The sequence below is a fragment of the Micromonospora sp. NPDC003197 genome (genome assembly GCF_053590565.1).
On record NZ_JBSFTE010000008.1, the window covers coordinates 154,312 to 165,458 of the forward strand.

General features: G+C 70.2%; 8 protein-coding genes. 3 read left to right on the top strand and 5 right to left on the bottom strand.

Translation table 11 applies throughout. The annotated features are described in order from the left end of the window. Nucleotides 1-21 precede the first annotated feature (21 nt). The gene (locus tag ACWDV4_RS11670; protein ID WP_449977038.1) at nt 22-888 is read right to left on the bottom strand and encodes a sulfurtransferase; all 867 of its coding nucleotides are present in this window, start codon (nt 886-888) and stop codon (nt 22-24) included. A 98-nt stretch (nt 889-986) separates the two neighbouring features. On the opposite strand from ACWDV4_RS11670, the gene ACWDV4_RS11675 reads away from it, so the two are divergent. Beyond that, nucleotides 987-1,670, top strand: a complete 684-nt coding sequence (locus ACWDV4_RS11675; protein ID WP_449977041.1) for a metal-dependent transcriptional regulator — start codon at nt 987-989, stop codon at nt 1,668-1,670. 40 nt (nt 1,671-1,710) lie between these two features. Here the strand turns inward: ACWDV4_RS11675 and ACWDV4_RS11680 are convergent, their stop codons facing one another. From ACWDV4_RS11680 to ACWDV4_RS11690, 3 genes are all read right to left on the bottom strand, one after another. Beyond that, nucleotides 1,711-2,262, bottom strand: coding sequence for a hypothetical protein (locus tag ACWDV4_RS11680; RefSeq protein WP_449977043.1), 552 nt, complete (start codon nt 2,260-2,262; stop codon nt 1,711-1,713). A gap of 131 nt (nt 2,263-2,393) precedes the next feature. Continuing rightward, nucleotides 2,394-3,593 carry an L-2-hydroxyglutarate oxidase gene (lhgO, locus tag ACWDV4_RS11685; RefSeq protein ID WP_449977046.1) on the bottom strand — a complete coding sequence of 400 codons (1,200 nt, stop codon included), beginning with the start codon at nt 3,591-3,593 and terminating at the stop codon, nt 2,394-2,396. Nucleotides 3,594-3,604: 11 nt separating this feature from the next. Beyond that, a complete protein-coding gene (locus ACWDV4_RS11690) occupies nt 3,605-3,898 on the bottom strand; it encodes a DUF5522 domain-containing protein (protein ID WP_449977049.1) in 294 nt (97 codons plus the stop codon). 269 nt (nt 3,899-4,167) lie between these two features. Between ACWDV4_RS11690 and ACWDV4_RS11695 the strand changes: the two genes are divergently transcribed. Beyond that, a complete protein-coding gene (locus ACWDV4_RS11695) occupies nt 4,168-4,842 on the top strand; it encodes a C39 family peptidase (protein ID WP_449977052.1) in 675 nt (224 codons plus the stop codon). A gap of 303 nt (nt 4,843-5,145) precedes the next feature. Then, on the top strand, nt 5,146-10,644 hold the full coding sequence (locus ACWDV4_RS11700; RefSeq protein ID WP_449977055.1) for an ATP-binding protein: 5,499 nt from the start codon (nt 5,146-5,148) through the stop codon (nt 10,642-10,644). 277 nt (nt 10,645-10,921) lie between these two features. On the opposite strand, the gene ACWDV4_RS11705 is transcribed toward ACWDV4_RS11700, so the two are convergent. Further along, nucleotides 10,922-11,146: a hypothetical protein gene (locus tag ACWDV4_RS11705; protein WP_449977058.1), complete on the bottom strand. Its 225-nt coding sequence runs from the start codon at nt 11,144-11,146 to the stop codon at nt 10,922-10,924. Nucleotide 11,147 lies beyond the last annotated feature (1 nt).

Here is an 11,147-nt window from a genome sequence, read left to right on the forward strand (position 1 = left end):
GGGTCGTGGCGGTGTGAGTCGCTAGGTGGCCGGCGACTCGTCGGCGGGTCCGGTGGCCACCGGGCGGGACGGGTCGGTGACCCAGTCACTCCACGAGCCGACGTAGAGGGCGGCGTCTGGCCGGCCGGCCAGGTGCAGGGCGAACACGGTATGCGCGGCAGTCACCCCAGAACCGCAGTACGCGCCGACGCGTACCTCGGGAGCGACCCCGACCCGGGCGAACCGGGACCGGAGTTCGGCAACGTCAGGCCAGCGGCCGTCCGGCCCGGTCAGCTCGTTCACCGGCAGGTTGACCGCGCCCGGGATGTGCCCGGCGACCGGGTCGATCGGCTCGGTCTCGCCCCGGAACCGTTCGGGTGCCCGCACGTCGATCAGTACGGCGTCCGCGTCGACGGCCAGGTCGGCGGCGGTCCGGGCGTCGAGCACCGGCAGCGCACCGGGTCGAATTTCGATGTCGCCCGGTTCGGGTTCGGGCAGGTCGGTGCTGACCAGGAGCTCCGCCGCCTGCCAGGCCGGATATCCGCCGTCGAGGATCCGGGCCTGCTGGTGTCCGGCCCAGCGCAGGGTCCACCAGAGTCGGGCCGCCGGCAGACCCTCGCCACCGTCGTAGACCACCACTGGATGCCCGGCCCGTACGCCGGCCGCTCGCAGCACGTCGCGCAGTGTTGCCGAATCCGGCAGCGGGTGCCGCCCATCGACCCCGGCCGGGCCGCACAACTCGTCCAACTCCACGAAGACCGCCCCGGGCAGGTGCCCGACGGCGTACTCGTCGCGCTGGGACGGACCGCCGAGCCGCCACCGGACGTCAAGGATGGTGGGCGGATCGGCAGTGACCAGCTCCGCGGCGAGGGCGCTCGGGGAGACCAGAAGGTCATCGGATTCGGACATGCTGTCCAGTCAACACCATCGGCGCGCACAACCCCCGTTTCGGCTGCGGGTTTATGTCCGTACCGCGAGGTAGCATCGACGGCTAGGAGGCCGCTGACGTGAACGACCTTGTCGACACCACTGAGATGTACCTACGCACCATCCTCGAACTGGAGGAGGAGGGGGTGCCGCCGCTGCGTGCGCGGATCGCGGAGCGGCTCAGCCAGAGCGGGCCCACCGTGAGCCAGACCGTCGCCCGGATGGAACGGGACGGCCTGCTGACCGTGGAGGACGACCGCAGCCTGCAACTCACCGACCTCGGGCGGGCCAACGCCGTGGCCGTCATGCGCAAGCACCGCCTCGCCGAACTGTTGCTGGTCAACGTGATCGGGATGCCCTACGAGGAGGCCCACGAGGAGGCCTGCCGCTGGGAGCACGTGATGAGCGACGCGGTGGAGAAGAAGGTCTACGACCTGCTCAACCGCCCCACCCGGTCGCCCTACGGCAACCCGATCCCCGGCCTTGAGGCGCTCGGGGACTCCGTCCCGCTCAGCACCGAAGCCGCCGACAGTGAACGCAACCTGGCTTTCCCGGGGCTGTCCGGTCCGGTCGTGGTGCGTCGCATCTGCGAGAGCGTGCAGACCGACGCCGACGTCCTACGCCAGCTGCACGCCGCAGGTGTCGACCCGGGCGCGACCGTGACCGTCGCTCAGGAGCGCGACGGGGTAACGATCAACCGGTCGGGCGACAAGATCCGGCTCCCCCGCGAGGTCGCCTCCCGCGTCTTCGTCGCCACCCACTGATCGGCGGGGCCGCCGCCTAATTGTTTCGTCGACGGCGCGGCTAGAGCTTACTGGTGTCGATCTTCTTGGCTAGCGCCACGAGAGCGGGCAGCAGTTCCTTAGCCGCGTCCCGTCCCTGGCCGGCGGGAAGCGTGTGGTGAAGGCTGGCGGGCCGACCGTCCGTGCTCAGCCAACCGATCTCTGCCGTCGCGCCGTGCTCGTCGGCCGGCGCCACGGTCAACTGGTATGCCGCCTTACCCAGCCCACTGACGGACGCCCCGCCCTGGGGCACCAGGTCGGCCTTGAACCCGGTGGCGTCCATCGAGATGTCGGTGACCGACAGCGTCAAGTCGGGCTGGTCTGCCGCCTCGGTCCGCAACACACAGGTGTACGTCTGCTTGCGCTGACTGGCCGCCGCCACATCGAACCGGATGCTGAGGGCCTGCTCGACGGTTGGATAGTCCAGTAGCTCGCACGCTCCGCCCGCGTTGGACGCCGGCAACTCGACGGCCTCGGGCACGGGCACGGCGACCCGGGCTGGCGAGGCGTCCTCGCCGCCACAGCCGGCGAGCATGACCACCCCGGCACCGATCAGACAGAGCCGCCCGCGCACACCCGTACCTCCCGCTCGCACCGGCCACGACGGTCACCTGGCCGGTAGGTCCGTGGCACACCGTACGGGTTGCCCGGCGACAGCGAAAGCCCGGTCTCCACGGCTGGCCGACCGTCGGGCAACCGCCCTGCTCAGCGATTTGAGCCGTCGATCGGCAGCTGGGCCACGATGTGTCGGGCGATCTCCAGCGAGCTGGTCGCCGCTGGCGACGGCGCGTTGAGCACGTGTACCTGCCGGGGGCGGGTGACGATGAGGAAGTCGTCGATCAGCGTGCCGTCGGCGGCGACCGCCTGAGCGCGTACCCCGGCGGGGGCGGGCATCAGGTCCCGCTCGGTCAGCTCGGGCACCAGCCGGGCCAGGCTGCGCGCGAACCGGCGACGGGACAGCGAACGGCGTACCTCGGTCAGTCCGTAGTGCAGATGGCGGCGGGCCAGTCGCCACAGCCCCGGTTGGGTAGCCAGCTCGGCCACCGCGCGCGGGTCGATCCGCCGCCACGAGTAGCCCTCCCGGGCCAGCGCCAGTACGGCATTGGGGCCGGCATGCACCCCGCCGTCGATCATGCGGGTGAGGTGTACGCCGAGAAAGGGAAACCTCGGGTCCGGTACCGGATAGATCAGGCCTCGGACCAGGTCCCGCCGTTCCGGCCGCAATTCGTAATATTCACCCCTAAACGGGATGATCGACGCAGAAGGGGTCACGCCGGCCAGCCGGGCCACCCGATCGGCGTGCAGCCCAGCGCAGTTGACCAGCACATCGGCCACCACGTCACCAGCCGCGGTCTGGATCACCTGCTCGTCACCCCGGGTGACGATCCCGGTGACCCGAGTCCCGAGTCGGATCCGGGCGCCCGCCTGTTCGGCTCGCCCTGCCAATGCCTGACTGACGCGGGTGAAGTCGACGATGCCGGTCGAGGCCACGTGCAGCGCCTCGACACACCGTACGGCCGGCTCGTGCTCAGTGGCCTCGGCCGGGCCGATCAGGCGTACCGGCAGCCCGTTGGCGACCGCCCGCTCGTGCAGCGCCCGCAGTCTGGGCAGTTCACCCTCGTCCGTGGCAACGATGAGCTTTCCACACATCTGTACCGGTATGTCGTTTTCCGCGCAGAACTCGACCATCGACCGACTGCCGGCCGCGCAGAGCCGCGCCTTCAGGCTGCCCGGCCGGTAGTAGACCCCGGCGTGGATCACCCCGGAGTTGTGGCCGGTCTGGTGGGCGGCCAGGCGCGGCTCCTTCTCCAGCACGGTCACCTCGGCATCCGGCCGATCCAGGAGGATCCGATGCGCGGTCGCCAGCCCGACGATGCCCCCGCCGATCACCACGTACCTCGACATGGGCCAGGAGGCTACCGGTCCGGCGGGAAGGTGGCTGTCCGCTCACCGACCGGCCCGTCTGCGACGTACGGGCAGTGCCGGCACCCCCGGCCGCAACAGGTCCCACGACGGGCCAGAAAGCCGGCGGTGAGAACGAAGAGGCCGGTGTCCGGATCGGGGTAGCCAGCCTCGCCGGCGGCGAGCGCGGCGGCGTGGGCCACCAGAATCAGGTCCCGGGCTGGGTGGTCCGGCGCCAGCCGGCAAGGATGTGGCTGGTCCAGCGGTCGCGGCGCCAGCGGCAGTCGCCGTCCCTGCTCACCCCGCATGCGGCCAACCGTACGGTATGTCCCCCGGCCGCCCGGACGGGCTGTTGGGCTGCGGCCCAGCCGCCCTGCGGCCCGGGTGGGCTACTTCCCCGCCACTCTCCGATCACTACATTGCGCAACATTCCTGGAATTTCCTGGAATGGCGGACCGCTGCTGCTGGTTGCACTCTCTGTGACGCCCGAGCACCCGCCCGGGCGTTCGCCGTACCCCGGACCGGTGTTCGCCGAGCCGGGACAAGTTCCCATCCCCCGGACGGAAGGGCAACCATCGTGACCAGCCTCACCCGATGGCTCCCGGCCATCACCAGGGCCACCAGCGCCAAGACCGCACTGACCGCCGTCGGCATCGCCGTCACCGCCGCCGCGCTCACCGGCCCGGCCGCCGCACAAGCCGCGCCGAGTGTCGGCACCGCCAAGAAGTCGGCCAAGGAGTCGGCCAAGGAGAAGGAACTCCGGTACGAGTACCGGGCCCAGGAGAACTACTACTACTGCGGCCCCGCCGCCGCCCGGATCGCGGCCAGCGCCAACGGCCACACGCACAGCCAGGACGACATGGCCCGCAAGTTGGGCACCACCCCCAGCGGCACCAACTCCGCCGAGGACACCACCCGGGTGCTGGAGGAAGTCACCGGCAAGGACTACAAGACCACCGCCATCCCCGGGCCGTCGGCCACCCCGGCCGAGATGGACCGCCTCCAGGCTGACGTCGCCGAAGCCATCGACCAGGACAAGGCCGTCATCGCCAACGTACGGGGTAGCGGCACCGACACCAACGGAACCACCCGCTCCTACCCGGGCGGCCACTATGTCACCGTGGTCGGCTACCAGGACGAGGGGCGCAAGGTGCGGGTCGCTGACCCGGCCGCCCCGCAGGGCGACGGCACCTACTGGATGAGCACCATCAACCTGGCTCACTGGATCGCCGAACGCGGCTACTCCTCCTGACCCAGGCCGGGCCGACGCCCGTCGTACGACACCCCGCGACCGGGGAGCTGGCTTCCCGCCGGCTCCCCGGTCGTTCTTCTTCTCCCCGGTTACGCACGCTTCTTTTGCCCCGGTCACCGGACGACGTCGCCACCACCGGGCGTAGACAGCCAACGATTTTTGGTCGTTTCCTACAACATGGGCCGGGCAGCATTCGCTGTCCGCGACATGGTGCTGCCAGCCGGTAGACGGAAGGGTGAACAGTGCTGGGGGGCGCCGTGTTACGGCGCGCACATCGTTGGTCTACCGGAGGGGCTCGTTCGGGTGTTCACTCGTGTCGCCATCGTCAACCGTGGTGAGGCCGCCATGCGGCTCATCCACGCCGTCCGGGAGCTGGCTGCCGAAACCGGGACCCGGATCGAGACCGTCGCCCTGCACACCGACGTCGACCGGACGGCCACGTTCGTCCGCGAAGCGGATCTGTCGTACGACCTCGGTCCCGCCTCCGCGCGGCCGTACCTCGACCTGAAGGTGCTGGAACGGGCGCTGGTGGAGACCCGAGCCGATGCCGCCTGGGTCGGTTGGGGCTTCGTCGCCGAGGACCCGGCCTTCGCCGAACTCTGCGACCAGATCGGCGTCACCTTCGTCGGGCCGAGCGCCGAGGCGATGCGCAAGCTGGGCGACAAGATCGGTGCGAAGCTGATCGCCGAGGAGGTCGGCGTACCGGTCGCACCGTGGAGCCGGGGCGCGGTCGAGACCCTGGACGCCGCCCTGGCCTCGGCAGCCCAGGTCGGCTACCCGCTGATGCTGAAGGCAACCGCGGGCGGCGGCGGACGCGGCATCCGGGTAATCACCAACGAGGCCGAGCTCGCCGACGCGTACGAGCGCACCAGCCAGGAGGCGGCGCGGGCGTTCGGCAGCGGCGTCGTGTTCCTGGAACGCCTGGTCACCGGTGCCCGGCACGTCGAGGTCCAGGTAATCGCCGACGGCCAGGGCACCGCGTGGGCACTCGGCGTGCGCGACTGCTCGGTGCAGCGGCGCAACCAGAAAGTCATCGAGGAGTCGGCATCCCCGGTACTCCGCCGGGCGCAGGTAGCCGAACTCAAGGCGTCAGCCGAACGCCTGGCCGTCGCGGTCGGTTACTGCGGTGCGGCGACCGTCGAGTTCCTCTACCACCCAGGCGACAAGCTGTTCGCGTTCCTCGAGGTCAACACCCGCCTGCAGGTCGAGCACCCGATCACCGAGTCCACCACCGGGTTCGACCTGGTCAAGGCGCAACTTCGAGTGGCAGCCGGCGGCCGGCTCAAAGGCAAGCCGCCGGTGGAGCGCGGGCACGCCATCGAGGCTCGGCTGAACGCCGAAGACCCCGACCGCGATTTTGCACCGTCACCGGGCCGTATCGCGCGGCTGGACCTGCCCGCCGGTCCGGGCATCCGGGTGGACACCGGGGTCAGCGAGGGTGACACCATCCCCGCCGACTTCGACTCGATGATCGCGAAGATCATCGCCTACGGGCGGGACCGGGACGAGGCACTCGGGCGGCTGCGCCGGGCGATGGCGCAGACCACGGTGGTCATCGAGGGCGGCGCGACCAACAAGAGCTTCGTACTCGACCTGCTCGACCAGCCCGAGGTGATCGACGCCAGCGCCGACACCGGCTGGATCGACCGGGTACGCGGCGAGGGTCGACTCGTCTCGCACCGGCACTCCGCCGTCGCGCTGGCCGCCGCCGCCATCGAGGCGTACGAGGAGGAGGAGCGGGTCGAACGACAGCGGCTGCTGTCGACGGCGGCCGGCGGACGCCCGCAGGTGCAGCACTCCAGCGGCCGTCCACTGGACCTCAAACTGCGGGGCGTCGGCTACCGCGTCCGGGTCGCGCGGATCGGTGCGCACCGGTTCCGCGTCGGTATCGAGGCCGGCGGCGAGGTGCACACCGCCGACGTCGATCTCGACCGCTTCGACCGGCACACCGGGCAGGTCGTCGTCAACGGCAGCCGTCATCACCTGCTCACCGGCACCCACGGGCCGATCCACCTGGTCGAGGTGGACGGCGTCACGCACCGGGTCAGTCGGGACGAGGGCGGCGTCGTCCGCTCGCCCATGCCCGCGCTGGTCGTCGCCACCCCGCTGCGGGTCGGCGACGAGGTCGAGGCGGGCGCACCGGTGCTGGTGGTGGAGGCCATGAAGATGGAGACGGTGCTGCGGGCACCGTTCAGGGCGCGGCTCAAGGAATGTGCCGTGTCCGTGGGCAGCCAGGTGGAGGCCGGTGCCGCACTGCTCCGGCTGGAGCCACTCACCGACGACAGCACCGAAACCACCGACGATCCGCAGACCACCACCGTCGAGTTGGACCTGCCCACCGCGCCGGCAGCGGTTCCGACGCGCGCCCGCACCACCCGAGGCCAAGAGGACCTGCGCAGTCTGCTGCTCGGCTTCGATGTGGACCCACACGACGAGCGCCGAGTGCTCGATGACTATCTCAACGCACGCCAGACCGGCATCGCCGACGGCTACCGGCCGCTGACCGAGGAACTCGAACTCGTCGACCTCTTCGCCGACCTCGCCGAACTGAGCCGCAACCGGCCGGCCGGCGACGACGGCGGTGACGGGCACGTACACAGCGCCCGCGAGCACTTCCACGCCTATCTGCGGTGCCTCGACGTGGAGCGGGCCGGGCTGCCGGCAACCTTCCAGGCCAGGCTCGCCAAGGCGCTCGGGCACTACGGGGTCACCGAGTTGGAACGCTCCCCCGCGCTCGAAGCCGCCGTGTTCCGGATCTTCCTTGCCCAGCAACGCGCGTCCGTCGACGCCACGGTCGTGGCGACGTTGCTGCGTGCCTGGCTGCGGGAGTCGCCGCCGGACGAGGTGCTGCGCGAGCCGGCCGGTCTCGCGCTGGAGCGGCTGGTGGCCGCGACACAGGTCCGCTTCCCCGTCGTGGCCGACCTCGCCCGTGGCGTGGTGTTCGCCTGGTTCGCCCAGCCGCTGCTGCGCCGCAACCGGGCCCGGGTCTACGCCGACGTCCGCCGGCACCTGCGCCACCTGGACGCACACCCCGGCGCGGCGGACCGCACCGAGCGCATCGCCGAAATGGTACGCAGCACCGAGCCACTGGTACGGCTACTCGGCCAACGGCTGGTCCGTACCGACCTGGACAACGCGGTGATGTTGGAGGTGCTGACCCGGCGGTACTACGGCAACAAGGGCCTCGTGAGCGTCCGGACCAGGGTGGCCGCTGGCTGCACGTTCGTGGTCGCCGAGCGCGCCGACTCGTGTGTGGTCTCCGCCGCGGTGAGCTTCGACGCGTTGGACAGCGTGCTGCGTGGCCTCGCCGAACTGGCCACCGACGAGAAGGCCATCGACGCCGACATCTACCTGGCCTGGGAGAAGCAGCCAGCCGACCTCGACGCGACGGCCGCCGCCCTACACGAGGTCATCGACGCGTGCCCGCTGCCGCACCAGGTCCGCCGGCTCACCACCACCGTCGCGGGCCGAAGCGGTGCGGTGATGCACCACCACTTCACGTTCCGCCCGGCGACGACGGGAATGGTCGAGGATCGGCTGATCCGTGGCCTGCACCCGTACATCGCGCAGCGGATGCAGTTGGAGCGGCTGAGCAAGTTCGACCTCACCCGGCTGCGCTCGTCCGACGAGGAGGTATACCTCTTCCAGTGCGTGGCCCGGGAGAACCCGGCCGACGACCGGCTCGTCGCCTTCGCCCAGGTACGCGACCTGACCGAGTTGCGTGAGCACGACGGCCGACTGATCGCCCTGCCGACCGCCGAGGACACCATCGCCACCTGTCTCGACTCGATCCGTCGGGCGCAGGCGCAGCGGCCGTCGAAGAAGCGGTTCCACACCAACCGGATCGTGGTCTACGTCTGGCCGCCGATCGACCTCACCCGCGAGGAGATCGAGATGATCGCCGGGCGGGTACGACCGACGACCGCAGGTGCCGGACTGGAGGAGATCCTCTTCATCGCCCGGCAGCGCGACCAGCAGACCAGCGAGCTGACCAAGATCGCTATCCGGATCTCCTTCAACGCCACCGGTGGCGCCGAGCTGACCATCGGCGAGCCGTCGGACGAGCCGGTCGAACCGCTCGACGACTACCGGCAGAAGGTGCTGCGGGCCAGCAGCCGCAACGCGGTGTACCCGTACGAGCTGACCGGGATGCTCGGCGACTTCGTCGAGTACGACCTCGACGACGACCACGTGTCGCCCGATGGTTTGCGCTCGGCTCCGGCACTGGTGCCGGTCGACCGGCCGAAGGGGCGCAACAGCGCGGCGATCGTCGCCGGGGTGGTCACCACGCCAACCCCGCAACACCCGCAGGGCGTCATCCGGGTCGTGCTGCTCGGTGACCCGACAAAGTCACTCGGTGCACTGTCGGAACCGGAGTGCCGTCGCGTGATCGCCGCGCTGGACCTGGCCGAGCGGATGCGGGTGCCGCTGGAGTGGTACGCGCTCTCCTCCGGGGCCCGGATCTCCATGTCCTCGGGCACGGAGAACATGGACTGGGTGGCTGCGGCGCTCAAGCGGATCGTCGAGTTCACCCAGGACGGCGGCGAGATCAACATTGTGGTCGCGGGCATCACCGTCGGCGCGCAGCCGTACTGGAACGCCGAGGCGACGATGCTCATGCACACCAAGGGCATCCTGGTGATGACGCCGGACTCGGCGATGGTGCTCACCGGCAAGCAGTCGCTCGACTTCTCCGGGGGCGTCTCGGCCGAGGACAACTTCGGCATCGGCGGCTACGACCGGGTGATGGGCCCGAACGGGCAGGCACAATACTGGGCCCCGAACCTGGCCGCCGCCCGGGACGTACTGATGGCGCACTACGAGCACACGTACGTCGCCCCCGGCGAGGACGCGCCCCGACGGGCGACCAGCACCGACCCCGTCGACCGCGACATCTCCACCTTCCCGCACGCCGTGGCGGACAGTGACTTCACCACCGTCGGGGAGATCTTCTCCGCCGAGGCGAACCCGGACCGCAAGAAGCCATTCGACATCCGTACGGTGATGCGGGCGCTCTCCGACCAGGACCACCCGGTGCTGGAACGCTGGGCGGGCATGGCCGACGCGGATACCGCAGTGGTGCAGGACGTACACCTGGGCGGTATGCCGGTGTGCCTGCTCGGCATCGAATCCCGGTCGGTGCCCCGGCGTGGTTTCCCACCCACCGACGGCCCGGACACCTACACCGCGGGCACGCTCTTCCCGCAGTCGTCCAAGAAGGCCGCACGGGCGATCAACACGGCCAGTGGCAACCGGCCACTGGTGGTGCTGGCGAACCTCTCCGGCTTCGACGGCTCGCCCGAATCGATGCGCAAGCTCCAACTGGAGTACGGCGCCGAGATCGGCCGCGCGATCGTGAACTTCCGTGGGCCCATCGTGTTCTGTGTGATCTCCCGCTACCACGGCGGCGCGTTCGTGGTCTTCTCCAAGGCACTGAACCCGAACATGACCGTACTCGCGCTGGAAGGGTCGTTCGCCTCGGTGCTCGGTGGTGCCCCCGCCGCAGCAGTGGTGTTCTCCGGCGAGGTCAACGCCCGCACCGCCGCCGACCCCCGGGTACGGGAGTTGGCGGACCGCGTCGGGGCCGCCTCCGGTGCCGACCGCGCCGCGTTGGCCGCCGAGCTCGACGAACTCCGGTCGTCGGTCCGCGCGGAGAAGCTCGGCGAGGTGGCCGCCGAGTTCGACCGAGTGCACAACATCCAACGCGCGGTCAAGGTCGGCTCGGTCGACGCCGTCATCCGGGCCGCCGAACTCCGCCCGCGCGTCATCGAGGCGATCGAGTCCCGACTACGCCGGCACTGAGTGGTACGTGCCGTGCCGTGCTCGACCAGCACGGCACGGCCCCCAGCTCAGGGTCAGCTGCTAAAGGTGGCCAGCAAATCTGCTGCGCTGAACGGCTATGACTCGGCGCGGTGGGCCTCTGCAGCATCGTGGAGTAGCCGGGCCCTCGTAACGTGAATCCTGTTACGGCTAGTCGAATCCCGCTGGGCACCGTCGAGTCTCGGGGCCAGGGCTGCCAGTCCCTCGATATCGTCGTGTGGCATGGCCAGTGCCATCGGAACCAGCGCGACCTCACGCACTACCCCCACGCGCTCGCATCCAGATAATCCACCAGTTCCCTGAACACTCGCGCGCGTTGGACTTGCATGGTGGTGTCCATCCCCAACGCCCACACCCGTTCCAACTGCGACTGCCCCAGGTAGGGGAGCAGCGTCGTTACGGCATACGGCCGGTCGACCGGCTCCTCAGCCAGCGCCGAGTCCAGCAACAGATCCACGGTCAGCACAAGAGGTTCGAGCGACACA